At 54.7% G+C, this 24,963-nt stretch carries 22 protein-coding genes; 10 read left to right on the forward strand and 12 right to left on the reverse strand.

Annotated elements, in window-relative coordinates; translation table 11 throughout:
• Positions 1–413 precede the first annotated feature (413 nt).
• The 3 genes from HPY30_03680 (at position 414) to HPY30_03690 (ending at position 3,780) form a co-directional block, all read left to right on the forward strand.
• Complete coding sequence (locus HPY30_03680) at positions 414–2,756, forward strand: response regulator (protein QYZ65171.1); 2,343 nt, start codon at positions 414–416, stop codon at positions 2,754–2,756.
• A gap of 16 nt (positions 2,757–2,772) precedes the next feature.
• Complete coding sequence (locus tag HPY30_03685) at positions 2,773–3,450, forward strand: Crp/Fnr family transcriptional regulator (GenBank protein QYZ65172.1); 678 nt, start codon at positions 2,773–2,775, stop codon at positions 3,448–3,450.
• A gap of 138 nt (positions 3,451–3,588) precedes the next feature.
• Positions 3,589–3,780 (forward strand): DUF2892 domain-containing protein, encoded by a 192-nt coding sequence (locus HPY30_03690; GenBank protein QYZ65173.1) that lies wholly within the window; start codon positions 3,589–3,591, stop codon positions 3,778–3,780.
• Positions 3,781–3,846: 66 nt separating this feature from the next.
• On the opposite strand, the gene HPY30_03695 is transcribed toward HPY30_03690, so the two are convergent.
• The 3 genes from HPY30_03695 to HPY30_03705 all read right to left on the reverse strand — a co-directional run bounded on the left by HPY30_03695 (position 3,847) and on the right by HPY30_03705 (position 6,282).
• Complete coding sequence (locus tag HPY30_03695) at positions 3,847–4,911, reverse strand: AI-2E family transporter (GenBank protein QYZ65174.1); 1,065 nt, start codon at positions 4,909–4,911, stop codon at positions 3,847–3,849.
• A 70-nt stretch (positions 4,912–4,981) separates the two neighbouring features.
• Complete coding sequence (locus HPY30_03700; protein QYZ65175.1) at positions 4,982–5,356, reverse strand: Crp/Fnr family transcriptional regulator; 375 nt, start codon at positions 5,354–5,356, stop codon at positions 4,982–4,984.
• 11 nt (positions 5,357–5,367) lie between these two features.
• Complete coding sequence (locus HPY30_03705) at positions 5,368–6,282, reverse strand: LysR family transcriptional regulator (GenBank protein ID QYZ65176.1); 915 nt, start codon at positions 6,280–6,282, stop codon at positions 5,368–5,370.
• 206 nt (positions 6,283–6,488) lie between these two features.
• Between HPY30_03705 and HPY30_03710 the strand changes: the two genes are divergently transcribed.
• On the forward strand, positions 6,489–7,787 hold the full coding sequence (locus HPY30_03710; protein QYZ65177.1) for a porin: 1,299 nt from the start codon (positions 6,489–6,491) through the stop codon (positions 7,785–7,787).
• 188 nt (positions 7,788–7,975) lie between these two features.
• Here the strand turns inward: HPY30_03710 and HPY30_03715 are convergent, their stop codons facing one another.
• The 3 genes from HPY30_03715 to HPY30_03725 all read right to left on the reverse strand — a co-directional run bounded on the left by HPY30_03715 (position 7,976) and on the right by HPY30_03725 (position 9,205).
• Positions 7,976–8,458, reverse strand: a complete 483-nt coding sequence (locus tag HPY30_03715; GenBank protein QYZ65178.1) for a peroxiredoxin family protein — start codon at positions 8,456–8,458, stop codon at positions 7,976–7,978.
• A 35-nt stretch (positions 8,459–8,493) separates the two neighbouring features.
• Complete coding sequence (locus tag HPY30_03720; protein ID QYZ65179.1) at positions 8,494–8,724, reverse strand: sulfurtransferase TusA family protein; 231 nt, start codon at positions 8,722–8,724, stop codon at positions 8,494–8,496.
• 154 nt (positions 8,725–8,878) lie between these two features.
• Complete coding sequence (locus tag HPY30_03725; GenBank protein QYZ67890.1) at positions 8,879–9,205, reverse strand: sulfurtransferase; 327 nt, start codon at positions 9,203–9,205, stop codon at positions 8,879–8,881.
• Positions 9,206–9,387: 182 nt separating this feature from the next.
• Between HPY30_03725 and cobA the strand changes: the two genes are divergently transcribed.
• Entirely contained in the window at positions 9,388–10,815 is a 1,428-nt protein-coding gene (gene cobA, locus HPY30_03730; GenBank protein ID QYZ65180.1) for a uroporphyrinogen-III C-methyltransferase, read from the forward strand.
• Positions 10,816–10,840: 25 nt separating this feature from the next.
• On the opposite strand, the gene HPY30_03735 is transcribed toward cobA, so the two are convergent.
• The 4 genes from HPY30_03735 to HPY30_03750 all read right to left on the reverse strand — a co-directional run bounded on the left by HPY30_03735 (position 10,841) and on the right by HPY30_03750 (position 16,310).
• Positions 10,841–11,506, reverse strand: coding sequence for a response regulator (locus HPY30_03735; protein QYZ65181.1), 666 nt, complete (start codon positions 11,504–11,506; stop codon positions 10,841–10,843).
• A 3-nt stretch (positions 11,507–11,509) separates the two neighbouring features.
• On the reverse strand, positions 11,510–13,180 hold the full coding sequence (locus HPY30_03740; protein ID QYZ65182.1) for a histidine kinase: 1,671 nt from the start codon (positions 13,178–13,180) through the stop codon (positions 11,510–11,512).
• A gap of 186 nt (positions 13,181–13,366) precedes the next feature.
• Complete coding sequence (locus tag HPY30_03745; protein QYZ65183.1) at positions 13,367–14,503, reverse strand: rhodanese; 1,137 nt, start codon at positions 14,501–14,503, stop codon at positions 13,367–13,369.
• Positions 14,504–14,522: 19 nt separating this feature from the next.
• Positions 14,523–16,310 carry an ABC transporter ATP-binding protein/permease gene (locus HPY30_03750; protein ID QYZ65184.1) on the reverse strand — a complete coding sequence of 596 codons (1,788 nt, stop codon included), beginning with the start codon at positions 16,308–16,310 and terminating at the stop codon, positions 14,523–14,525.
• A 339-nt stretch (positions 16,311–16,649) separates the two neighbouring features.
• Between HPY30_03750 and HPY30_03755 the strand changes: the two genes are divergently transcribed.
• The 5 genes from HPY30_03755 (at position 16,650) to HPY30_03775 (ending at position 21,101) form a co-directional block, all read left to right on the forward strand.
• Positions 16,650–17,006, forward strand: a complete 357-nt coding sequence (locus HPY30_03755; protein QYZ65185.1) for a S24 family peptidase — start codon at positions 16,650–16,652, stop codon at positions 17,004–17,006.
• Between the two features lie 17 nt (positions 17,007–17,023).
• Complete coding sequence (locus HPY30_03760) at positions 17,024–18,085, forward strand: efflux RND transporter periplasmic adaptor subunit (GenBank protein ID QYZ65186.1); 1,062 nt, start codon at positions 17,024–17,026, stop codon at positions 18,083–18,085.
• Between the two features lie 126 nt (positions 18,086–18,211).
• Entirely contained in the window at positions 18,212–18,445 is a 234-nt protein-coding gene (locus tag HPY30_03765; GenBank protein QYZ65187.1) for an ATP-binding protein, read from the forward strand.
• A 249-nt stretch (positions 18,446–18,694) separates the two neighbouring features.
• Positions 18,695–19,822, forward strand: coding sequence for an FAD-dependent oxidoreductase (locus tag HPY30_03770; GenBank protein ID QYZ65188.1), 1,128 nt, complete (start codon positions 18,695–18,697; stop codon positions 19,820–19,822).
• Between the two features lie 76 nt (positions 19,823–19,898).
• The gene (locus tag HPY30_03775; protein QYZ67891.1) at positions 19,899–21,101 is read left to right on the forward strand and encodes a GGDEF domain-containing protein; all 1,203 of its coding nucleotides are present in this window, start codon (positions 19,899–19,901) and stop codon (positions 21,099–21,101) included.
• Between the two features lie 141 nt (positions 21,102–21,242).
• Here HPY30_03775 and HPY30_03780 read toward each other — a convergent pair whose 3' ends face one another.
• Together HPY30_03780 and HPY30_03785 are read right to left on the reverse strand one after the other, a co-directional pair.
• Positions 21,243–24,380, reverse strand: coding sequence for an efflux RND transporter permease subunit (locus tag HPY30_03780; protein ID QYZ67892.1), 3,138 nt, complete (start codon positions 24,378–24,380; stop codon positions 21,243–21,245).
• Positions 24,380–24,904, reverse strand: coding sequence for a hypothetical protein (locus tag HPY30_03785; protein QYZ65189.1), 525 nt, complete (start codon positions 24,902–24,904; stop codon positions 24,380–24,382). Before HPY30_03785 ends, HPY30_03780 begins: the two co-directional genes overlap by 1 nt.
• Between the last annotated feature and the right edge of the window lie 59 nt (positions 24,905–24,963).

Below are 24,963 nucleotides of genomic sequence, written 5' to 3' on the forward strand. Positions count from 1 at the left end.
GGTGGCTGGAATGTTTCAACGCAGATTCAATGGAGACTGGATGAACCACGTCCTGGGCCAACAAGCCCAGACCCAGATCAGACAACCATGCCGCCCTCACGGGCCAGCAGCAGCCCTCTACCACCAGATATGTCATTCCACAAAATCCCTTTTCATTCCTAAGTTAGCATATAGGCAGCTATTTCGCTCCTGATAAAACCTGTTTCGGCCGCATGAAAAAAAACTATAATCCCGTTTATTATTTTTCAACATCTTTCTAAAATCCTGTAAACTTTTGTCATGATTCTTATGGAAGCGGAACTTGTCGTCCCGGTTTTGAAAAAGTCTTCATAATCGGTCTGTCCAATAACAAAATCTAAACACCCGTAAGGATGTCTGAGTCCAACAACATTCATAAGCAGAGCGTTGGCGAATTGAAGCAGGTTTTCCTGCGGCACTTGCCGGAGCGCATGACGGCTATCGACGATGTATGGAGTTCACTCACATCGGATGATTGGGACAGCGACAAACTATTTCGTCTTTTTCAGAGAATTCAGGATCTGGCTGGTGCCAGCAGTCGTTTTGGGCTTGTCAGAGTCAGTGAGACGCTCTATTCGATGGAGGCCTATCTCGGCACACTCCTCGACACTGATCGAAAACCAGAGATGGAGGTAATAAGCCACCTGAGCGAAAGCCTTATGTCACTCCATGATGCAGTGGATGAATTGCGGCAAAAAAAAACGGGGGCCGATAAAGGCAAAGGCTGTCTGCTTCATTACCTGCGTCATGCTCAGGATATCGTACCCAGCCTCATACAGACCCTGGAGGCGGAGAACTGCCAGGTTTTGACTTTCAACCAGCCCGATGACCTAGTGGGTGAGCTGGAAAAGAAGCTGCCTGACGGTCTACTCATTGACTGCCATCTACTCGCTCAGCTCAAGCCGGTTTTCGATGAACTGGAGCGGCTTGAACAACGTGGCATAGAGAGACCGAAGCTGATCTTTCTCTCTCGATCCAACGAATTGGAACTCCGTCTCCAGGCGTTGCGTATCGGTGCGACGGGCTATTTCACATCTCCATTCAATATTCCCAACCTGACCGGGAAGATTCTCCAACTGGTAAAACCAGACAGAGAGAAAACCTATCGGGTACTCATCGTTGAGGATGATCCATCTCAGGCGGATTTTGCGGCAGCTATTCTGCGCAAAGCCAATATCGAAACCCTGGCCGTCACCGATCCACTCAAGGTGATGGATATTCTTGATCAGTTCCGGCCGGACCTTATCCTGATGGACCTTTATATGCCGGGAGCCAACGGCATCGAACTCACCAGCATCATTCGAGAACGGGAGGAGTTTGTCAGCATACCCATCGTTTTTCTCTCCGGAGAGCAGAATGCAGACAAACAGCTGGACGCACTGAGTGTCGGCGGGGACGACTTCATCTCAAAACCTATTCGTCCCCGCCACCTGGTGACTACCGTCAATAACCGCATTCAGCGAGCCAGACACATCAGCTCCGCCCAGCCCACACCCAATCAACGGGACTCTGTCACTGGTCTCCATACCCGGCGATTATTCTTTACGCAACTGGACAGGCAACTTGTGTCTGCCTCACCATCGGCCCAAATATTGGGCGTTTTCTATGTTGGGCTGGGAAACCTCAATGAGATTCGCATCAGCACGAACGAAACCCAGATCATCCGATTACTTGGCCAGCTCGGCAGCCGAATAGCTGGACTGATCGAACCTCAGGACATGGCTGCGCGCAACAGTGACGACTCAATTCTGTTGTTGGCAAACCGGCCACATAAAAATAACCTGGAGGCTCTGGCAGAGGCCATTCGAAAGGCAATATCGGATACCCCCTTCGAAATCGATGGCTTGAAGCTCAGACTTGAAGCCAGCATTGGTATCAGCTTCAACAATGAGCACGATCACAGCAGCTCCGAAATGGTTACCAGAAGCTCCCTGGCATCGGCCAATGCACAGGCGGCTGGAGGGAATAGAACGGTCGTGTTCAGTGAGGGGCGACACGTCCAAAAGAAAAACACTCAAACGTCGGACATTCCGCTTGAAAAATTGGTCAGGAAAAGTCTCGAAGAGAACACATTCCAACTGGTCATTCTACCTTTAACCAGCACTGAACAGCAGGCCGGCATCTTCCACGAGTTACTGCCACGGATTCGATCCGAACAGGGAGAGACCGTCCCTGCAGAACAGATTCTGCAAACCGCCAAACGCATAGACCGGCTAAGCGACGTCGAACGTTGGCTCTGCGGGGAAGCAATCTCAATTCTGGATGAACGGCGCCATGAAGGGCGACAGACCAACATAGTCATTCATCAATCTGCTGCCTCCATTGAAGATATGGGGCGTTTACAGTGGATTCGTGACCAGCTCCGCCGCCGCCAACTGGTAGGCACCGGGCTCCACATGGAGTTCGATCTCGCTGATCTGGCTTTCGATCTAAAGCGTTCCAAAGCCTTCATTCGGGCACTGCGCGAAATGGGTATTAGCATCTCACTCGCCCGTTTTCTCGGTAACGATGCGGCCTTTAAAGTACTCAACTATCTGGGTGCAAATTTCATCAGACTGTCCAAAAAACTGTTGAACAGTGAAGAGACCGCAATTGCCGGCATCTCCAGCAAACTGCACGAATCCCATATCAAAATCATCCTTCCCAGAGTCGATAAATCCGATCAGATTGCGCCAGCCTGGATCCATCACGCTGATATTGTCCAGCCGGATTTGCAGAATAATTCCGGCAAATCATGAAGTCGAACTTCCGACCTTGATCACAGATTCCCAACAAATCGACCGGATCATCGACTGCTTCGGTTTTCTGCGCCGGAAAGACCCGACATTCAAGCGACATTTTTTCCAGGCCGCCTCGGTCGTCCATTTGGACAAGCCGCAATCCATCTGCCACGAAGGTATGTCATGCACCCACTTGGCATTGGTAATAAGCGGCACTGCACGCATTTACAAGCTTGGAGAGAATGGCCGCGAAATCACTCTCTATCGCATCGGCAGAGGAGAGAGCTGCATCTTGACGGCATCCTGCATCATCAGCAACACTCCCTTCCCTGCCATTGCCGTCTGCGAAAAGGCGTTAGAGGCAGTATTGATACCCACTGCCGAAGCACAGAACTGGATGAGCCGGTTTCCGGCTTGGCAGGAATATCTCTTTGGACTCGTCTCAGAGCGTCTCGCCGAAGTCATCACAGTGGTGGAAGAGATCGCTTTTCGGCGGGTTGACCATCGACTTGCAGCATATCTGTTGAAACGCGCTGAATCGAACGGCAACCAGGCGATAAAAGTAACGCACCAGGAGATCGCTTCAGATCTGGGCACATCCCGTGAGGTTATCAGCCGCATCCTAAAGGATTTTGAGAGCCGTCAGATGATCAGCACAAATCGCGGCAGGATTGATCTATTGGACCCTCAAGCCCTGAGCGAGCAACTGTAGGTTCAAGCTTGTGGATACACGGAGCCAATGTGACTAAGTCACATACATTCGGCACATCTACGAGTAGCATTCCGGGCATGGCGTTGCCTCTCATGCTGTTGAGGCTCGTCTCCTTCATCTACAGATCAGGAGAAAAAGATGACTAAGAACGTTGGTGGAATAGAAAAGATTCTTCGTATTATCGTGGGCATTGCCCTGCTTGCATGGGGATTTCTTCTGAATGACCCGGTCAACTGGTGGGGCGCTATCGGTGCAGTGCCGCTGTTTACCGCACTGATGGGCTGGTGCCCGCTCTACTCGATCATTGGCGTCAACACCAACAAAAGTTGATCCCGGTCGATAGCTGGCGATAAGCCTCGGCATCTGATATGGATGCCGGGGGTTCCCGTTCCGGGATCATTCCACACCCACCGCCAAAGCAGGCCGTGGCCAGCTGACCAAAACCGCCTGCACGAGAGTGGCTAACGGAATGGCGAAAAAGACGCCCCAAAATCCCCAAAACCCTCCAAACACCAGGATCGCAACAATAATTGCCACCGGGTGCAGATCAACAACTTCAGAGAAGAGCAACGGCACCAACACATTCCCATCCAGCGCCTGAATCACGAAATAAGAAACTGCGAGCCAGGCAAAATCGGGAGACCAGCCCCACTGAAACCAGGCGACGAAAAGCACCGGGAAGGTGACCACAGCCGCTCCGATGTAGGGAATGATCACCGAAAGACCTACGGCCACAGCGAGTAACAATGCGTAATTCAGTCCCAACAGGGAGAAAGTGGCATAACTCGTCGCCCAGATGATGATAATTTCCCAGAACTTACCGCGCACATAGTTACCGATCTGCCGATCCACATCTTTCCACACCGTTCCTGCAAACTTTCGGTGCTTGGGCAGGTACTGGATAATCCACTCCAGGATCACCCCTTTGTCCTTGAGAAAAAAGAAGACCAGTAACGGCATCAGAATCAGATAGACCAGCAGAGTAATGACGCCGACTACCGAGGCCACCGACCAGGAGAGCACCCGTTGGCCAAAACCACCAATCTCACTGCGAATCTGGCCGATCAGTTCCTCTATCTGTACCTGGGAGACGATCTCCGGGTATCTCTCCGGCAACTGCATCAACGCCTGCTGGCCGGTCGAGATCATTGTCGGCAACTGCTGGACCAATTCCGTCACCTGACGGGAGAGCAGCGGCAACAAGCCCAACACAACCAGCGCGACAAACAGCAGAAAACCGCTGAACACCAGTAGCACCGCACCCAACCGGGGCCACCTGCGATGCTCCAGCAGGCAGACCACTCCCTCCAGCAGGTAGGCCATGACCACACTGGCCAACACCGGCGCAAGCATGTCCCCCATGGTCAAAACAACGCCAAAACCGATCACCAGAAAGATCGTCAGGGAGACAATCTGGGGATCGGAAAAGTAACGTTTGAACCAGTCAGTAATGACTTGCATGGTTGTTTAAAGTCTAGGACCTGTTAACACTATGCGGATGTCAGCGTGCTGGAAGCTGGAAGCAGAATATTCAGTCTCCATCTCGATAGCCCTGATAATGCCGCTCAAACAGGGCTTCAAGATCATCAATGACCTCCACTGCACCCCTGCCCTGCATCACATGGGCCATCATCAGGGACGAGGTCTCGCTAAACATCTGGTCCCGCTCCAGCATGAAGTAACTCTCACTCAATCTTTTGATCGCCTTTACTACGGATTCACTCTCAGGGCGCGGGATTGATTTGAATGTCTGCAGCGGTTCCGGCTCGGATTTGGTTTCCTCGACGCCTCGTGCTGACAAAAATTCAGCGAACGCCATCAGACTCAAGCGGTTCTGTTCATCCAGCACTGAATACAAATCAAGCAGCTTACGCTGCTCTGGAGGCAGTTTTTTCTGGGTTGGCATAAACTGCAAATCTACAATTCCACAGTAGAGTGACTCTCACAGTAAGCACTGGCAAATTCGAGTAATTCCTCCATCACCCGGAGGCGAAACTTCTGCTTCTGGTGGACAAAGGAGAAAGGACGTTCCAACGGCGGGTCCAGCTTAATGGCACACAGAGTACCCAACTTCAACTCTTTCTGGACAGTCGCCCGGGAGACTACTGAAACACCCATACCCGCTTCAACGGCACCCTTGACCGATTCCGGGCTGCCCAACTCCATGGTGATGTTCAGGTTGTTGTTGCAGCTGTCGAGGTGCTCACACATATAGTCATTGATAACCTCCCGGGTGCCAGATCCCTCCTCCCGGCAGATAAAGGGAAAATCCAGCAGTTTCTTGAACGGGATGGCCGCATGCCCCCCCAACTCATGGCCGGGTGGCACGATCGCAACCAGATGGTCCTTCCGGCATACCTTGACCACCAGATTCTTGTTGCCCACAGGGGCTTCCACAACCCCCAGGTCGATACTGTTGTTCTCCACCATGGAGACGATGCCATCAGAGTTGGAAACACGCAGATGAATGGTGACTTCCGGATAACGTTTGCCAAAATCACCCAGCAATGCTGGCAGCATATACTCCGCAATCGTGGTGCTGGCGCCAATAGTCAGCGCCCCACGGATCTCTCCGGTCATCTCACGCACCGCATTTTCCATATCGGCATAGAGATCGAAGATTTGATCGGCGTATTCGAATACCCGGCCCCCTGCCTCGGTGAGGCTGATCCGGTTGTGCGTGCGGTCGAACAGTCGCGTGTTGAAATACTCCTCAAGTTGACGCACCTGAAATGTCACCGCTGGCTGTGTCATGTGCAGGGTTTCAGCCGCCTTGGTAAAACTCAGCAGGCGCGCAACCGTGTGAAATACTTGTAACCTGCGATCAGCCATACTTATTTTCCCCTGCTCAGCCTCGGCTTTCTGTGCCGATAAATTCCTTTTATATCATAAAACCCTATTATGAGGGAATGCTAATCTAGTCCCCGCCACAAAAAAAAACCGTATTTTGGTGGCATTTTTCCCTTGAATCTCTTAGCCTCACAGGATTGCCCGAAACCGGGGCGAGAATAACCACATAAACACGGGTGGAGGAACCCATGGATCAAACCAATACACCGAAACTGCACAAACTGGCTCTGGCCTGCGGAATCGCACTTGCGTTCTCCGCTCAACAAGCCGCCGCTTCCGGTTTTGCTGTCCCTGAACTTTCAGTTTCCGGCATGGCACAATCAAATGCCGTAGTCGCAAACCACAAAGATCTCGGCGCAATTGCCTACAACCCAGCTGCAATGGCCTTCCATGAAGGGGGGGCAGCCAGTCTCGGCGGGCTGTTGGTCAAACCCAATCTGGGCGTCACAACAGGCAACGGTTCTTTCGACAGCGAATCGAATGACATTGTGGCAATTCCCGCTATCAGTGCGCATTATCAGATGAGCGAAGACTGGTCGATCGGCCTGTCAGTCAATGCACCTTTTGGACTGGAAACCGATTGGCTGCCTGAGACCTTTGCCGCCAGCGCCTCCAATCCCGGCGGTTATCCGCTGGGTGAGACCATGCCCACCAATACCAAGCTGGAGATCGTCGCCTTCTCCCCCAGCGTCTCATATATGATTAACGACAATTTCAGCGTAGCAGGCGGCATCGATATCTACTGGATGAAAGAGGTGCTATTCAATGCGTCGGTAAATGATGGGGGCGCAGCGTACCCTGCCGTTGAAGTCGAGGGTGACGGCCGTGGCGCCGGTTTAAACATCAGCGGCCTCTATGTGATGAACAACTGGAGCTTTGGCGGCAGTTTCCACTCAGCCGCAAAGATCCCTATCGACGGCAATATATCCCTTCCTCCCGGCTCACCGGTTCCAGGGTTTGCCTCAAACAATGCGGTTGCCGAACTTGAAATACCTTACCGCCTGCAGATCGGTGTGCGCAACCAGACAACAGATAAGCTGGCGCTGGAGTTCGACATCACTCGAACGGGTTGGAGCAGTTTCGACACGCTTGTGGTGGACAACAAGGAACTCTCCTTTATCAACTACGTCAGCAGCGAAAACAAATGGAAAGACGTCAACGCCTACCGTTTCGGCGCCTCCTACGACCTCACTGGAAAAACACAGTTGCGCGCTGGCTATACCTTTGACGAAACCCCGCAGGGCGATGACTATTTCAGCCCCCGCGTACCTGATGCCGACCGCCACCTCTTCAGCTTTGGCGCCGGGCATCAACTGGGAGACGGCTGGTCGATCGACGCCGGTTATATGTACGTGCAGTTTCAAGACCGCACACCGACAGCGACAACCCACGCCAATGGTGAGACAAATGGTACCAGCGCCGTTGTGGGCGACTACGAGTCCAGCGTCCATCTGTTCGGTTTTGGGGTAAACAAGACGTTTATGTAAACCACATCCCACTACGACCACAAAAAAACCGGCCATCGCGCCGGTTTTTTTGTGTCTGCTCGTTTTCTTGTCGCCGTATCAATCATGGTGCGCATGGCGCACCCTACGTTTGTCACTTTCAACGACCAGACATAAAAAAGCGCCACCCCTTGTGAGGGCAGCGCTTTGGAACTGCAATTTACAACGGATTAGATGTAAAGGCAGATATCACTTTCGCCGGCAAACTCAAAGAATGCGGCTGCACCGGCGTACTCGACGCCGTCGATGAATTCAGCGGTATTCATCTCAAACAGGTCAACAGTCATCTGGCAAGCAACCAGCCGAACCTCAGCCTCTTGGCAGAGTTCCCGCAATTCCGGCAGACTGGCAACGCCTTTGGATGCCATCTTCTTCTTCATCATGCTGGTCATCATGCCCTGCATGCCCGGCAGGGTCAGACCCATGACAGGAAACCACTTATCCATGCCCATCGGCATCGGCATACCCGGATTACCCAGGGGGGTGACTTCCAGGTCCAGATTCTTTTTCAGAAGTTGCAGGCCGTAGAAGGTGAAGAATATCTCGGTATCATAGCCCAAGGCCGAAGCGGTCGACGCGAGGATAAAAGGCGGATAAGCCCAGTCCAGCGAACCCTTGGTGGCGATGATGGCTAACTTTTTCATATCTGACATCTAAACTGTCTCCAATATAACCCAGCGGCCGGAAATCAGCCTTTCTTGATCAGGAATTCGAACTTGCCGCCGACTTCCTTGGATTCCATCAGCTCGTTACCGGTCTGCTTGGAAAATGCCTCGAAGTCCTTCACGGAACCGGGATCAGTAGCAATGATATGTAGAACCTTGCCAGACTCCATGCCGTTCAGAGTCTTCTTTGCACGCAGAATGGGTAGGGGGCAGTTCAGTCCGCTTGCATCCAACTCTTGATCGAAATCAGCCATGGTAAGACCTCCAGAATATGGTTGTATTAGAATGTATAGGAATAATCCAGGGCGTAATTTATATGCGAAGCGCCGCTGAAACGCAAGCAAAACCTCTTGATAAAACAGTGGCCAAACAGGCTACAAACCCATTTACCCATGGGAATTCAATTTGTTAGCCAACTTTTCTAGCAGCCACCTGATAACCTGAGCGCGCCCAACCCAGAATACCACCGCGCAGATTAATCACGTTTTCAAACCCCTGCTGAATCAGATAGGCACAGGCATGATAAGATCGGGCACCACTGTGACAGTAGAGGATCACATCCTTGTCCTTGGGCAGTTCTTCCATGCGCAGGGGAATGACATGCATCGGCATATGGTCTGAATCGGGCAGCATCCCCTGGGCCACTTCGCCGGCACTGCGAATATCCAGCAGATAGAAGTCGTCGCCCTCGGAGATACGGGCCTGCAGATCGGAAGAGTCTATTTCCTGTACCAGCACGTTTTACCACCTAATATTGAATAACTGAGCGCATTAGTATATTAATGTGTTTAAATATTTCAAGCCAAAAGCATGAAGTAATCGTATAAAATAGCATGGATTTCACCGGGTTGTTCGCCCATGTTCGACAGCTGTGACAATCCACCACCACTCCAAATTCTCACTGAAGCATTGAATCTATGGACTTTTTCCCCATCTTCCTCGACATCAACAGCAAGCGCTGCCTGGTGGTAGGCGGCGGCCCCGTCGCCGAACGCAAGACCGCAGCCCTGCTGAATTCTGGCGCGGACGTTATTCTGGTTGCACCTGAACTGACGCCAAATCTGACCACTTGGCGGGATGCGGGACAGCTTTCCCATATGGAGCGGCATTTTGACGAGAGTGACCTGGCAGAGAGCCATCTCGTCATCGCTGCAACCGGCGACAGTGAAGTCAACCGCAACATTGCCGAGTTGGCCAGCGCACAGCGCATCCCGGTCAACGTTGTGGATCAGCCCAAGCTCTGCAGCTTTATCGTTCCCTCGGTAATCGACCGCTCCCCTGTGGTTGCCGCAATCTCCACCGGTGGTGCCTCTCCGGTGCTGGCGCGTCTGATTCGAGCCCGCCTTGAGTCCCTGATCCCTGCTGGATACGGTCGTCTGGCAGAATTCTGCGGCCGTTTCAGAGAACGGGTAAAGGAGACCTTCAGCGAACCGAAAGATCGTCGGCTGTTTTGGGACAACGTGCTGCAGGGTGGAGTGGCAGAACGCATCTTCTCCGGGCACACCGACGAGGCGGATCAGTTGCTGGACAAGGCCCTGGCGGATGCCAAACTGTCGGAATCGACCGGAGAGGTCTATCTGGTGGGGGCCGGACCGGGTGATCCTGATCTGCTGACTTTCCGCGCACTGCGGCTGATGCAACAGGCCGATGTCGTGGTCTTCGATCGGTTAGTGGCGGAACCGATCCTGGAAATGACACGCCAGGATGCCGAGCGCATCTACGTCGGCAAAGAGCGCTCCAACCATGCCATGCGGCAGGAAGAGATCAACAAGCTGCTGGCACGCCTGGCCAAAGAGGGCAAGCGGGTGGTGCGCCTGAAGGGCGGCGACCCCTTCATCTTCGGTCGGGGCGGCGAGGAGATCGACACCCTTGCCGAAGAGGGCATCCCCTTCCAGGTCGTACCCGGCGTCACCGCGGCTGCGGGCTGCGCCTCCTATGCGGGCATTCCCCTCACCCATAGAGACTACGCCCAGTCGGTCACCTTCGTCACCGGCCATCTTAAAGACGGCACCATGAATCTCAATTGGGAGATGCTGGCACAACCCAGTCAAACGATCGTCTTCTACATGGGACTGCTTGGACTACCCGTAATCCGCCAACAACTCCAAGCTCACGGCACTCCCGGGGACATGCCCATCGCACTGGTTCAGCAAGGCACCACTCACATGCAGCGGGTCTTCACCGGCACTTTGGATAATATTCAGGAAGTGGTGGAGCGGGAGAAACCCAAGCCACCGACACTGATCATCGTGGGACGGGTTGTGGAACTGCAGGAGAAACTCTCCTGGTTCAAGGCACCCGAGTTTTCGGATCAGGGAGCCACTTCCCCATCGAACGGCCATTGATTCGGGGTCTGAGGGCTATTGTGAGTTATATGCTTCCGGACTGGGACGAGTTTCGCAAACATAGATTCTGCTCCACCGCGATCACCGCCGCTTCGACCCTGGAGTGAACATCCAGCTTGCGCAGGATCGCCTTGACGTGCAGTTTTACGGTGCCGTCGGAAATACCGAGATGACGTGCAATAACCTTGTTGCTCTGACCATCCGCCAGATGGCAGAGGATCTCCCGTTCCCGCGGCGTCAGATCATCCAGTGTTGACGACGGCTTCTCCAGCCCACTACTGTCGCCCTGAACCGCCTTGGCCAGAATACCGGTCAACTCCTTGGCCACCACGGTGTTTCCCTGCACGATCTCCTGCAGGGCATCGATCAGCTCATCGGGTTCCATGTCTTTGAGCAGATAGCCTTGGGCGCCGTTCTGCAGCGAATCGATGACATCCTTCTCCTCGCGACTGGTGGTCAGCATGATAATCGGCATCTGCTGCTCATTTTTTCGCAGCTGCAGCAACACCTCTATCCCGGTCATGTCGGGCATGCGCATATCCAGCAACACCACATCGGGTTGCTGCTGCTCCACCAGGTCAATGCCCTGCACACAGTCACCAATGGCGCTCACTTCGATACCCCGGCGCGTCAGGAGTTCCTGCAGACCGATTCGAAATAGGGCGTGATCATCAATCAACATTACCCGCATAAACTATCTCCCGCCATCGGTCTTGAGATCGGCCTGGCGGATACTCAACTCCACCCGCGTACCCTCTCCCGGTTCACTTTCAATACTCAATTTACCCCCAACCCGGCGCGCCCGCTCTTCCATGATGGAGAGGCCAATGTGCTCACCTGGGTTACCTTCCGGCGCAACCCCTTCAAAACCAACACCGTCGTCCTCAACCAGCAGGAGGTAGTTCCCCCCTCCACGGCAACGCAGCAACACCCGCACAGTATGCGCCTTTGCGTGCTTGCGGATATTGGCCAGCGACTCCTGCACGATGCGCAGGGTCTGTAGCTCCTGGCTGCTGTTCATTCTCACTTCCCGGCAATCGGACTGAAAGACGGCGTGGGCACCGGTCTCATGCTGAAAACGTTCAACCTGTTTCTCCAGCGCCGCCAACAATCCCCGCTGGTCCACCGGGGCACGAAAACTGTTGATCAACTCCCGCAACTCCAGATGCGCCTCATCGAGACCGTGGCGGATACGCTGGGTCTCCTGCTGCGCTTCCGGGTGTTGGTCGGGTTTCTCCAGGGTCTCCTCCAACATACGCACCTGGAATCGCAGACTCGCCAGGGTCTGGGCCAGGGAGTCATGCAACTCATGGGCCAGGGCGGTGCGCTCCTTGACGATAGAGAGTCGCCGCGCCTCCTTATCCGAGCGCTGTTTGGCCACCGCCATGCCAAGGTGGCTGCCGATAGTATTGAGGATGTCGAGCACGTCTTCCCGTCCACTGTAAATGCCCGGCTTGTCCACATAGATATGGTAGAAACCCAGCACATCCCCGTGGTGCCAGAGTGAGACCGTCACCCGCTCGATCTCATCCTTACCGAACATCCTGCGGTCATTGGCCCGTGAACACTCCACTGCATCATGCTCGCAAAGACTGTTCCCGGGCAACAGGGCAATGCCACAGTGACACAGCTTCACCGGCAGCATCTCCCGCTCCCGATAGAGGCGGTTATCGAGACCGATGCTCCCTACCACCCGTACCCGCCCGTCCGGCATTACCAGATGGACGCTGGCTGAGCGGCCGTTCAGCATCTGCTTGAGCACCCGCAGATAGTCCAGCAGCAGTTCGTCCAGGTTTTCCGACTGATTGATACCGGTAGCCACATCATAAAGAAGCTGTAGAGAGGTGGTTTTCTGCGCCAGCTTGGAACTCTGGCGGGCGACCCGTACCTCCATATCCTCATAGATATCGGTCAACTCCTCACTCAGACTGTCGATGCCTCTGGCCATCACGGAGAGCACACCACTCTGTTTCGGGATCTGGGTTACCACGGGTTCACCCTCACAAACCTGTGTCACAGTATCCTCCAGCGTCGCCAGCGGACGGAGCAGTTGACTGCGCAACCTCGCCATTCCCACCAACATCGTCAAACCGGCAAAGACGATGCTTACCAGCAACAAACGCTGAATCGTTTCAGCCGCACCAATCTCCGCAAAAAGTAAAACCACGAGCACCAGGCTGGTAAGGATACTCACTCCCAGCAGACCGATAGGCAGGAGCAGATGGCCGGTCAGAAGGATCTGCAGGCTCGGCCAGCGACCCGCATATCCTGCCCGCGGTCCGCTCGTCTGCGCCGCCAATGGTTCCCCGCCCCCCCTCGACGGGGTGGGGCCAATGGAAACGGTCTGTTCTTGATCTGGGCTCATAATCGGGCACTCTAACCCGCAGCATTGGCGATGTGAATTGGCAGCCTGTAAAACAGTAAAAAAGTCATACTTCAGACATGTAGGGTGTGCCATGCGCACCAAGACAATCCGTAATCACGCTAATCATGGTGCGCACAGCGCACCCTGCCTCCTGGTTGAATCTGCAATTATTACATTGATCGCGCATTAGAAGTCCGACAATCGTTGCTGCAGCATTTCAACCCTCGCATGCTGCACAGCCTCACCCAGAGCCGCCCCTTCGAGACCTGTACGGCGCAACGCCTGCACATCGACCGATAAAACCACCTGCCCTGCAAGCTCCAGACGAGGCCATGCCGCCTTCATCTTCTCTGGCCAAAGGGCGTGGCAGCTCAGCTCAAAAGCCCGGTAACGCTCAGGCTGCTGCACAGGCTTCAATCTGGCAACGATACGCAGCAGATTTTCCGCAGATGTTTCCGCATCGAGCTCAACGCCGTAAACCAGCATCCACTCAAGCAGATCCGTAAACTCACGCTCAACCGGTAGCTGTCTGGAGAATTCAGCCATCTCGCCGGTTCGTGCCAACCCGGCGAACATCACAGCAACGAAGCGCACCCTGAGATCTTCGGTCAAAACCACCGCCCGGTGCAGAGGCGCCATTGCTGCTTTGGGGGAGGGATGACCAAGAACAGTCGCATCTCCCATCGTCTCTCCCAAAACGGGGAGCAGGCGCTGCAGGACGCCACATTGATGCAGTACCTCAAAAAAACGCCAGGGCTGAGGCTGGGCGAGAGCCTTTTTCATCTCTCGCCAGACCCGCTCAGATTTGAGATTGGGCAGATCATCGGAGGCGGCCATCTTCTTCATCAGGTCGTGAGTGCCGTGGGCAACCCGAAATCCCCATTGCCCAAGTTTTGCGGCGAAACGGGAAATCCGCAGCAGGCGGACGGGATCTTCGGTAAAAGCGGGGGTTATATGCCGCAACAAACCCTCATTCAGATCGTCACGTCCGTGGCAAAGATCGATGATGTTGCCGTCGGCATCCTCGGCCAGCGCATTGATGGTCAGGTCCCGCCGCAGCAAATCCTGCTCCAGGGTGATATCCGGTCCCGCATCCACCTCAAAGCCATGATATCCGGGACCGGTTTTGACCTCAGTGCGCGCCAGGGCGTATTCATCCCCGCTCTCCGGATGAAGAAAGACCGGAAAGTCACCCGGCATCGACTGGTAACCCGCGTCGACCATCTCCCTGGCCGTGGCGCCCACCACCACCCAGTCACGATCGTAAACCGGCAACCCCAGCAATCGATCCCGCACCGCACCACCCACCAGGTAGATTTTCACGCCAAACCCTCTCTTTCCATCACTCCCGCTCTTCCTGCTGCAACTGCCACATCTGCCGGTAACGGCCATTCATCGCCAACAACTCCCGGTGGGTGCCCTGTTCCACAATACTACCCTGCTCCATTACCAGGATACGGTCCGCATCCACCACCGTGGAGAGACGATGGGCGATGACCAGTGTCGTGTGATCCTTCGCCACCTCTTTCAGGGTCTCCTGAATCACCTGTTCCGTCTTGGTATCGAGTGAGGATGTGGCCTCGTCGAAAACCAGTATTCGCGGCCGCTTGAGCATCGCCCGGGCGATGGCGATGCGCTGTTTCTCGCCACCGGAGAGTTTGAGTCCCCGCTCCCCCACCACCGTCTCATATCCGTCCGGCAGCGAATCGATGAACGCTGCGATATGGGCGATACGCGCAGCGGCTTCGATCTCATCCCGGCCGGCATCCGGCCGGCCATAAGAGAGATTGTAGAGGATAGATTCGTTGAACAGCACGGTATCCTGGGGCACGATGCCGATCACCGCCCGCAGGCTGTCACGGGTCACTGATCGAATATCCTGCCCGTCCAGCAGCACCCGGCCGCCGGTGATGTCGTAGAAACGGAACAACAGTCGGGAGAGGGTCGACTTGCCCGCCCCGCTATGTCCCACCACCGCCACCTTTTCACCAGGCCGGATGGTGAAATCCACACCGTGCAGGATCGCCCGCTCTTTCTGGTAGGAGAAATCCACAAACTCGAAGCGGACCTCCCCCTCACGCAGCACCAGGGGTTGTGCATCCGGCGCATCGGTGATCTCCGGCTTTTGCTTCAGCAGTTTGAAGATAAGATCCATATCCGCCAGGGAGTATTTGATCTGACGATAGACAATGCCGAGAAAGTTCAGGGGAATAAAAAGCTGCAACATAAAGGCATTGACCAGCACCAGGTCGCCGATTGACATCTCACCCTTCACCACTCCATCGGTGGCAAAGATCATGATAATGGTGACGCCGATGGCGATTATCCCGCCCTGACCAAAATTGAGCAGTGACATGGAAGTCTGGCTCTTGACAGCATTATCCTCCCACTGGGAAAGCGTGCCGTCGAAACGGTCCAGCTCCAATCGTTCGTTGCCGAAATATTTGACCGTCTCATAATTGATGAGACTATCGAAGGCTTGGCTATTGGCCTGCGAATCCAGCTTGTTCATGGCATGGCGGTACTCCATGCGCCACTCAGTGATCGCCAGAGTAAAGCCGATATAGACCGCCACGGCGCCAAAGGTGACCAGCGTGAAAACGATGTCGTACTGGGTCAGCAGTACCACCGCCACCAGACTGAACTCCACCAGCATCGGCAGGATACTGAAGACCATGTAGTTGAGAATGGAACTGACCGAACGGGTACCCCGTTCCAGATCGCGGCTGATAGCCCCGGTCTGGCGCTCCAAATGGAAGCGTAGGGATAGATCATGCAGATGGTTCAACACCCGGTTGGATAGACGCCTCATGGCGCGATAACGCACCCGCGCGAAAACGGCATCCCGCAGCTCATTGAAAAGCGAACTGCTGAGGCGCAGCGCACCGTAGCCCAATAGAAGTGAGAGGGGCAAAACCAACAGCAACTTGTCGCCCTTTTCCAGGAGGTCGACAATCTCTTTCAGCACCAGAGGAATACCCACATTGGCCAGTTTTGCGACTACCAGGCAACCCAGCGCAAACAGTGCCCTCCCGCGATACTCCCAAAGGAAGGGCAACATGTTGCGAAGGTTGTGAAAATCTCGTCTATCCTTGTGAACCCCGTTTTGGGATTGAATATAGTGGGACATGCTAGAATGCGATCAGTGTGAAAACTGGATTTTATCGGAATCTCCGATAGAAACGCAGATTTCTCTAATATTTCTGTGGATAAAACCGGGCAATTCCAAGGTTTAATCTGCAGACCACTTTATAGTTAGCGCCCGTCCGGAAACACTGTTTTCACCACGAAGCGCACGATGTACACGCGACTGCATGGATGCAGGAGGTAGAGCAACGCAGGAAGCAGTTGCCGAAAGGAAATTTATTGTTAGTCAATCTGTTACCTTCGTGATCTTCGTGCGCTTTGTGGTTAGATACGGGTTTCCGAATGGACACTGGTTAACCAAGTAGATTTATACAGACAGATCATGAGCAACGAGTGTAGTTATAACGAGCTTTACCCCCTCCAGGTACTGGACGACAGCATGGAACCGGAATTTCCCGCCAAGTGCGTCATCGTCATCGAACCGGCAGAAGTCTGTGCCACCGGGGCCTATATCGTGGCCGAGGTGGATGGGGAACGCTGGTTCCGCCAATACATTTCGGAAGGAGACGGAAAGAAGCGGCTGCAGGCTCTCAAGGCCGGTTACCCAGCCATCGATCTCACGGGAAAGAGTTTCAAGATCCTCGGCGTAATCGTGCAGCGTAACGTCAAGCGCGACATCAAACACTACTCTCCATACGTTCCCAACGGTGGCACTCCACCAGTCACCAACCTGAAGTAGGACCTGTTAACCGACTCATGCGTGCCAGGTATCTTTTCAGGCTAGTATCGACACTGCTGTTTACCATCAGCCTCTTTGCCTGCACGGAGCCGAGCGGCAGCGCAAAAAAAAGTGGTGCTGACAAAAAGTCCCGCCCCGCCACCAAACATCTGGTGGTGACCGAAACCCTGACCCCTCGCGCAGTCGGACTCAAACATGAACTCACCGGCACTCTGCGCGCCCGTCAAAAGGTGCGTATCTTCAGCCAGGAAGAGGGGCGCATCACCGAATTGCCTTTTTATGAGGGAGACAGGATAAAAGCCGGCCGGCTGCTGGCCCGCCTGGAGAGCGACCTGCTCGAAGCCGAACTGCGGAAGGCAACCGCCACCACCCGTCAGTCCAGACTCAATCTAAAACGAATCGAGGATCTGGCCAGACATAAAGCCACCTCAGAAGACGAACTGGCCCGCGCCAGGACCGAAGTTGAAGTCTCGATGGCAGAGCAAAAGCTTCTGGAAACCCGGCTGGCCTATACACAGATCAAGGCCCCCTTCAGCGGCGTTATCAGTCAGCGCCTGGTGGAACCCGGCGATGTGGTACCCCGCCATACCCATCTGTTGACACTGATCGATCCTGAATCGCTCATCATCGAGATACCTGTATCCGACCTGCTGCTGCCCAATCTCAGCCTGGGTGATCCCGTCCTGGTAGGCATAGATGGCCTCGGCTCCAAGCGGTTTTCCGGCAAGGTAAAACGCATCCATCCGGAACTGGACATCAACACCCGCATGGGCATCATTGAAGTGATGCTGGATCCCATACCCCAGGCCGCACGTCCCGGCCAACTCTCCCGTGTAAGCCTGGAAACCGCACAAAAGCAACGCCTGATGGTGCCTTTCAAGGCCCTGCAACGGGATAATGCGGGGGAGTATGTCTTTCTCCTCAATGGAAACAGCAAAGCCCTGCGCACCTCGGTGACCAGCGGCAGTCACATTGCCAACCGGGTTGAGATCGTCTCAGGACTCAAAGTCGGCGACGTCATCATCAGCAAAGGCATTCTCGGCCTGCGCAACGGCAAGCAGGTTACCCCAGTGGAGTAATCTGCATGACAATCACTCCAAATTTTCCGCTATCCTTATAGGTAGGCAGCACTGTTGCGCCGCAACCTGTTCCATTATCCGACCGTTCAATGTCAGAATCGGGACACACTTTGAGGAGATAACATCGTGGACATCAATCTGGCGGACGTCACTATTCACGTCGACGAAAATCTTGATAAAGCTAGGCTCGACCAGTTGCAGTCGTCCTTTCGGCAAAGAGATGGAGTCGTCTCCGTACATGTAGACGAGCGCCGTCCCCATCTCTTCCTGCTGGAATACAATCCAACACTGGTAAGCAGCCAGGATCTGTTGAGCATCACCCAGTTTCAAGGTCTACACGCAGAACTGGTCGGACTCTGACAGCGCGGAGGGCTGCCCCTTCCAGTGCAGGGTATTCCTGCTTGTGACGGGGTGCGGCTCCCGATACTATTCGCACACCGATCAGCAGGGGGGTATCCGTATGTGTCTGGACAAAGCTCCTCTGCGCAGATCAATTTACAAATGCAGGGTGTTGAAAAGATCTTAAAACTTGTCGGATTACGCTATCGCTGATCCGACCTGCCTGGTGGCTTTTCTGGCACCCTCCCAATTGCGCTGGAGAACCCTTGCATGAAGCGAGTAACCATTGTCGGCAGCGGTTTTGCTGCACTGACGGCTGTGCAGCATCTGCGGGCCGGCGACAAGGAGATGCAGATCACCGTCGTCAGCCCCAAGGCTGAATTCCACTATCTACCCGGCACTATCTGGATTCCCTCCGGCCTGCGCCAACCCGAAGACCTGATCATTCCGCTGGAGAAGTTCTTCCGGCGCATGAACGTCATCCATCACGTTGCCGAAGCCACAGGTCTGGAAGATGGCGGGCGCACTCTGATCACCAGCGATGGCAAGATCGAAAACGATGGTCTGATCATCGGTTCCGGCGGACGGTTCATAAAAAAACTGCCTGGTATCGAACACGCCATTACTCCCTGCGAAGGCGTTTCGGCAACCGTCAGAATCCGTGACCGTTTACAGGATCTGGAGGGCGGCACCATCGCCATCGGTTTTGCCGGCAATCCCAAGGAACCCAGCGCCATGCGTGGCGGCCCGATGTTCGAGTTTCTCTTCGGAATCGACCGGCAACTGCGCCTGGAGAAACGCCGCGACAAATTCAAACTCATCTTCTTCACCCCTGCAGAGAACCCAGGACAGCGTCTGGGACCCAAGGCGGTGAAGGGGCTGGTTCAGGAGATGGCCAAACGGGGAATCGAAACCCATCTCGGCTTTAAAATGAAAGCGTTCACCGAAACCAAGGTGATCACCCACGGCGGCGAATTTGATGCCGACCTGATCCTCTTCATGCCCGGTATGACCGGCAATTTGTGGTTCGACAACACTGACCTGCCCCGCTCCCCGGGCGGACTGGTAAAGGCAGACGCTCAGTGCCGGGTCGAAGGCATGAAACAGATCTACGTGGCCGGTGATTCCGGCAGCTTTCCCGGCCCCGATTGGATGCCGAAGCAGGCTCACATGGCCGATCTGCAGGCGGTGGCAGCGGCCAAGAATCTGCTGGCGGAGTTCCGGGGGGAGACACCCAAAGAGACCTACAAGGTGGAACTGGTCTGTATCGTCGACAGCCAGACCTCCGGCATGCTGGTGGCCCGCACCGCCACGCGTAACATCGTGATGCCAAACATGCGTCTGTTCCATTGGCTCAAGCGTCTGTTCGAGTGGTGGTATCTGCGGCAGTACCGTTAACCAAGAAGGGGTTTTACTTCCCGAAACTGTGGTATTCCTCAATTATGGTCTGGCCAGTGGCCGCTATAATGAGCTGATGCACGATGCAACCCGGACAAACTCTTCAACGCCTCTCAAACAGCTTTACATCAAAGAAGAGCAGAAAAGCGAGCGCTATGCGAACAACGCCAGAATTTTATTCACCTTCCTCTACTTTCTGGCGGGGTTCAGCATACGCAGTGAGATTCCAGAATCCTCCTTCATCGCCATAATCAGCGCTTCGCTGGTTAACCTGATCTACGGCGTCCTGCTCCATTTCCATCTCAAACGAGACAGGCATATCTGGTGGCTGAAATATCTCTCTGTCACCATAGATATCCTCCTGCTCTCCATCGTCCTCTACGCCTTCGGCACCTATCGAACCTTCAAGTCAGAGGCCTTCCTGCTCTACTATCTCTGGATCGGTCTTGCCACCATCCGTTTTTCACCCCGACTCACCCTGCTCTCGGGGGTACTCAGCATCGGCCTCTACCTGCTGATTGTTTTCCTGGCAATCAGCAGAGGCACGATAGAACTCGGCACAATCTCAGATGATTTCACCACCCCATTGGTAAGTGACAGCAATATTGCGCTGCGGGTTATTTTTCTTGCGTTTTTTACCGCTCTCGCCGTCTATATCTCCTCAATCTACCGGGGGATTGCTGCCCGTGCGATCCGCGAAGAGCTGCGCAAAGAGGAAAACGTCCAGCTGACAAATGCGCTGGACAGGCTTCGCAGTACGCAGAAGCAGTTGGCGGCCAAGAATCGGGAGCTCGCCCACCTTTCAGAGATCGACGTCCTGACCCAGCTCTACAACCGGCGAAAAATCGATCAGGTGATGCAGGAGAGTTTGGATAGCGCCCAACGAAACGACTCACCCCTGGCACTTATCCTGCTCGATATCGACCACTTCAAATCGATCAACGACCGGTATGGACACCAGATGGGAGACGAAGTCATTCAGCACCTTGCGGAGCAGTTGAAGGATAACGTGCGGGGCAACGACACGATTGGCCGTTGGGGAGGTGAGGAGTTTCTAATCATCTGCCCCGACCTTACAGCTGACAAAGCAATGAAACTGAGTGAAAGGCTCAGAGCCGCCATTGCCACGATCAGACCCAGCAACGGCACTCAAGTCACCGGCAGTTTCGGCATCACCTTTCTGCAAGCGGACGACACCACCGCAACTCTCTTAAAGCGGGCAGATGATGCACTCTATCAGTCGAAAGACAATGGCAGGAATCGGGTGACGATGTTGTAGGAGAAAGGTTTCAGGTTTCAGGTTTCAGGTTTCAGGTTTCAGGTTTCAGGTTTCAGGTTTCAGGTTTCCAAAAGCTTGCTTTTGCCTATAAACGCGTCAAGCTCTGGCTTGAAAACAAATGCAAAATCGCCCTGTCACCTGTCACCTGTCACCTGTCACCTTTAACCTCTTATCCCCCACCGCAATCAACCGATAGACCGACGGAATCAACAGCAGGGTCACCAGGGTGGAAAACAGCAGTCCCGAAACCATGGTAACCGCCAGCGGCTGCAGCATCTCTGCACCCTCCCCCCAAGCCAGTGCCAGAGGCAGCATACCGGCCACGGTGGTCAGGGTGGTCATCAGGATCGGGCGCAGTCGAAGCCGTGCGGCCTCGATGATCGCGGCATCAATCGTCAATCCGGCACGGCGTTGTAAAACCATATATTCCACCAGCACAATCGCATTGTTCACCACGATCCCAGCCAGCATGATCAGGCCCAGCAGCACCGGCATGGAGCGCGGCAGTCCAGACCACTCCAATCCCAAAACGACTCCAATCACCGCAAAAGGCACACTGAGCATGATGACAATGGGATTACGCAGTGATTCATACTGCACCGCCATCACCACAAAGACCAGAAACAGCGCCAGCCCCAGCAAGAGCAATCCCAGATCGCGTCCCTCACGTTGCGCCTCCTGACCGCCCGCCTCGTAGACTATGTAACCAGGCGGCAGCTCCATCCCATCTACCACATCCTGCACCGACTGCAACGCCTCTCCAGGCGTCAAGCCCTTGCTGGTGGAGGCACTGATATTCACCACCCTGCGCTGTTGATCCCGATGGATAGAGACAGGGCTTGGCACCAATTCGACCTTGGCCACCTCTCCCAGGCGCAGGGGAACCCTTGGCTCCGTTCGACTGAAGATAATCACCGACTCCACATCGGCTGGCGTGGAGACATCCCGCCGCTGAAGTCGTAGACGCACGTCCACACTGCGATCACCATCGAGGAATTCAGTGACTTTCAGACCTCCCAGGGCAAGCTCCAGGATCCGTCCAACGTCTTCCACTGAGAGACCAAAACCGGAGGCCCGTTCCCGATCCACCACAACTGAAAGTTCCTGATTCAGGTCCTCGCTGGTATGAGAGATATTTCGTAAGCCTTCGATTTTCCCAAGACGTTCAACCACCCGATCTGCAATCCGGGACATCTTTTCAAGATCCGTACCCTGCAGACGCAGTTCGATGTCGTCATCCCCCCGGTTCAGGCGGATACCGCGAATGCCGGAGACCCGCATATATATCCGTATGCCGACCAGGCTGGCATCCTGAATCTGCTTCTGCATACGTGCAATCCATGTCCGGCTGTCGATACCCCGCTCCTTTATCGGTTTCAGGGTAACATGCAGACTGGAACGATTGGATGCTTCATAAGTGGAGCGGCCAAAGACAAATCCCCCCACTTGGGCATAGATACTCTCGACCTCAGGCTGCTGCACGAACATCGTTTCGATCTTTTTGACAATTTCATCCATGCGGGCCAGATTGATACCACGGTCGGCAGTAATACTGACGTAGACCCGCCCCTCATCCATCTCCGGCAGAAAGATCTGCCGTCCCTGACTCAGCATTGGCCAAGCCAGAACCATCCCCAGGATAAACAACAACGGCACGAGCCAGGGCACCTTCAACAGCCAGCGGGTCAACCAGGCATATCCGTTCTGCAAAGCAGAGATCAGAAGGTTCACTCCGCGCCTCATCAGCCCCTCACGTTGCGCCGGTATGCGGCCGGCCAATGCGGGCACCAGCGTAAGCGCCACCAGAAGCGAGGCAACAATGGCAGCTGATATGGTGAATATCAGCTCCTGAAACAGCAATCCGACCAACCCCCCGATAAAGAGAAACGGCAGTACCGCAGCCAGGTTAGTGGAGGTGGAGGCGACAATGGCGCTGTTGACCTCGGCTGCCGCCCTGCCCGACACCTCAGTTACATCGGTTGCGTCTGCCCCACTGCGTTCCCGCTGATGCCGATAGATATTTTCGAGCATTACAATGGTGCTATCCACCAGCATGCCGATACCAAGCGCCAAACCACCCAGCGTCATGATATTCAGCGTCAATCCGCCACTCGCCATGAGAATGAAGGTCACCAGTATGGCAATGGGTATAGCACTGCCGATGATCAGCGTACGACGCAGACTGCCAAGGAACAGATAGACCACCAGCATAGCGAGCATTGCGCCAATACCGGCTGAGTTCACCGCATTGTTCAGTGCCCGCCGGACATAACGCGCCTGATCATCCACCGGGCGTATCTCCACATCGGGTGGTATCAACCCTTTTTCCTGCAACTCGGCCACTCGCGCCAAGACACTGTCCACCACCTTTACCGTGTTCGCCTGCGGCTGTTTCTGGATCGAGAGTTTGATGCCAGGCAACTGGTTGAGACGGATTCGCAGCCGCTCCTCCTCTGCGCCGTCTTCGACCTCCGCCACCTCACTCAGACGCACCATCGCCGACAGGTTAGCCACGCCAACACTGGCCAACGGTAGGTTCAGAATCTCATTCACCGAGTGAAAACGGCCATCCGTGCGGCCGCTGATTTCACCATGTTCCATCATGAGACGGCCACCCGGCGTATCCACGTTTGCCGACTCCAGCACATCCTTCAAGTCGAGCAGATGCATATCGAGTCCTGCCAGACGCAGCTGATCCGCCTGGATCTGAATCTCACGCACCAGCCCACCACCAACCTCTGCAGCAGCCACGCCGGGCAGGTTGAGGAACCACTTGCTCAACTCATAGTCGACCCAACTGCGCAGTTCCACCGAATCCCGCAGGGAGGAACTGACAACGAACTCCGCAACCGGCCGTTGGGACGGGTCGCGTTTATAGATGACCGGCGCTTCGATGCTATCGGGGAGAAAGCGTTTGGCCCGGTCGAGACGGGTACTGGCATCCTGCAGCGCCTTGTCGATATCCGTACCGTAGGCAAACGACAGATCCACCGCGCTGCGCCCCTCGGAGGAGCGGGACTCAATGTGAATGGCATCCTCCGTGATAGCGAGCTGCTCCTCCAACTGGCGGGTGACGCGATCCTCCATGATGCTCGCAGGCACACCGGGATCCAGAACCCGCACCCGAACATCGGGATAGATGATATGAGGTAACAGATCGACACCCAGCCGTCCCAGGGAGAAGACCCCAAGTACCATCACCGCCAGTGTGATCATCACAACCCCGATAGGGTGACGGATGGACCAGGCGGCAATACCGCCGCCAAAGGATTTGCGCATCACCAGGGGAACCAATTCGTATCTTCCGGCTCTGTGATCTGATTGAGCTCGATCCAGAGGTTGCCAGGCCCCACCAGAATCGCCACATCAATTTTATACTCCCCGTTCGCGAGGCGTTCAGCATTCAGTGGTGGAGCGATATAGTCTGTTTCAAGTATCTTGGGGGCGCCGTCATTTTTTTGCTTGAGCAGTTCACGCACCATTTCCGGTTTAAGGACAAACTCAGCGCCACGGGACTCCAGTTCAGCCACCGACCGATCCAGGTCAAACACACGCAGTCCGATGTGGTTGTTAAAAAGACGCTCATCCCCCGGTCCGGGTGGCAGTTGAAAATCGGGATCCTCACGAAAGACCAGGGTGGCGCCGCAGACAATCAGGCGGCTGAAACGCAGTCCCATCATCTGTCCACGAAAGATCACCTTGCCACCGAACATCTTTACCCAGAACGCCTCCTGAGCATCCACATCCAGGGTGCCGATAGAGAGTTCTATCAAGGGGTAGGTTTCCCTGTTGGCTTGACTCATGATTATCCCTCAATATTCGCATCGTTCGGTAAAAAAGCTTTCCGGGATTGTAGCCCAAG

This window comes from Gammaproteobacteria bacterium (ex Lamellibrachia satsuma) (assembly GCA_019623805.1).
Taxonomy (GTDB): Bacteria; Pseudomonadota; Gammaproteobacteria; order Chromatiales; family Chromatiaceae; genus QGON01.

Bases quoted from the DNA above. Each gene is read 5' to 3' on its own strand.
- HPY30_03690 (QYZ65173.1), top strand. From the start codon at position 3,589: ATGACTAAGAACGTTGGTGGAATAGAAAAGATTCTTCGTATTATCGTG.
- HPY30_03695 (QYZ65174.1), bottom strand. From the start codon at position 4,911: ATGCAAGTCATTACTGACTGGTTCAAACGTTACTTTTCCGATCCCCAG.
- HPY30_03700 (QYZ65175.1), bottom strand. From the start codon at position 5,356: ATGCCAACCCAGAAAAAACTGCCTCCAGAGCAGCGTAAGCTGCTTGAT.
- HPY30_03705 (QYZ65176.1), bottom strand. From the start codon at position 6,282: ATGGCTGATCGCAGGTTACAAGTATTTCACACGGTTGCGCGCCTGCTG.
- HPY30_03710 (QYZ65177.1), top strand. From the start codon at position 6,489: ATGGATCAAACCAATACACCGAAACTGCACAAACTGGCTCTGGCCTGC.
- HPY30_03715 (QYZ65178.1), bottom strand. From the start codon at position 8,458: ATGTCAGATATGAAAAAGTTAGCCATCATCGCCACCAAGGGTTCGCTG.
- HPY30_03720 (QYZ65179.1), bottom strand. From the start codon at position 8,724: ATGGCTGATTTCGATCAAGAGTTGGATGCAAGCGGACTGAACTGCCCC.
- cobA (QYZ65180.1), top strand. From the start codon at position 9,388: ATGGACTTTTTCCCCATCTTCCTCGACATCAACAGCAAGCGCTGCCTG.
- HPY30_03735 (QYZ65181.1), bottom strand. From the start codon at position 11,506: ATGCGGGTAATGTTGATTGATGATCACGCCCTATTTCGAATCGGTCTG.
- HPY30_03740 (QYZ65182.1), bottom strand. From the start codon at position 13,180: ATGAGCCCAGATCAAGAACAGACCGTTTCCATTGGCCCCACCCCGTCG.
- HPY30_03750 (QYZ65184.1), bottom strand. From the start codon at position 16,310: ATGTCCCACTATATTCAATCCCAAAACGGGGTTCACAAGGATAGACGA.
- HPY30_03755 (QYZ65185.1), top strand. From the start codon at position 16,650: ATGAGCAACGAGTGTAGTTATAACGAGCTTTACCCCCTCCAGGTACTG.
- HPY30_03760 (QYZ65186.1), top strand. From the start codon at position 17,024: ATGCGTGCCAGGTATCTTTTCAGGCTAGTATCGACACTGCTGTTTACC.
- HPY30_03770 (QYZ65188.1), top strand. From the start codon at position 18,695: ATGAAGCGAGTAACCATTGTCGGCAGCGGTTTTGCTGCACTGACGGCT.
- HPY30_03775 (QYZ67891.1), top strand. From the start codon at position 19,899: ATGCACGATGCAACCCGGACAAACTCTTCAACGCCTCTCAAACAGCTT.
- HPY30_03780 (QYZ67892.1), bottom strand. From the start codon at position 24,380: ATGCGCAAATCCTTTGGCGGCGGTATTGCCGCCTGGTCCATCCGTCAC.
- HPY30_03785 (QYZ65189.1), bottom strand. From the start codon at position 24,904: ATGAGTCAAGCCAACAGGGAAACCTACCCCTTGATAGAACTCTCTATC.